Below are 480 nucleotides of genomic sequence, written 5' to 3'. Positions count from 1 at the left end.
TCCTCAGCCTGATCGTCATTGCAATTTTGTTCGGTAAAGTGTCAAAAGACTGGCGCAGCCAAAACAACCAAATCGCGGCAACCTTGCAGGACATCCGGGCAGACATCGCCTGCCTGCGCGGTCAAGATATGCAGGAAGGAGGGGACGATGAATAAAACGGAACGCGATGAAGCACGCGAACTGCTGCAACTGGAAGCCAAACTCGTCCGCCTGAGGATTGAGGCATCGTATTTGAAACAGCGCAAATTGAAGGAACAGGAAGAGCGCAAGTCGGACACGCTGATGAAGCTGCTGGATTTGGGCAACGAGCTGACGCAGACAAGCCTGCTGTATAAAACGGCAGGACTCGCCATTCCGCGCAAATACCGCTTCGGCGCACTGCTGGCAGCGTTTGCGTTGAAGGCTGCGATGAAGTAGATGGGATTAGAAAGAAGGTCGTCTGAAAGTTGAGTTTCAGACGACCTTTTTGTATTTGTGGGG

General features: G+C 52.3%; 1 protein-coding gene. It reads left to right on the top strand.

All coding sequences use genetic code 11. The features are described from left to right. Positions 1–147 precede the first annotated feature (147 nt). The gene (locus ACTHTY_RS11700; RefSeq protein WP_003755528.1) at positions 148–417 is read left to right on the top strand and encodes a hypothetical protein; all 270 of its coding nucleotides are present in this window, start codon (positions 148–150) and stop codon (positions 415–417) included. Positions 418–480: the final 63 nt, after the last annotated feature.

Source organism: Neisseria sp. P0019.S002, from assembly GCF_051957155.1.
In the GTDB taxonomy this organism is placed as follows: domain Bacteria; phylum Pseudomonadota; class Gammaproteobacteria; order Burkholderiales; family Neisseriaceae; genus Neisseria; species Neisseria perflava.
Note: the sequence above shows the minus strand (reverse complement) of the source record. Positions and strands in the feature narration are given on the sequence as shown.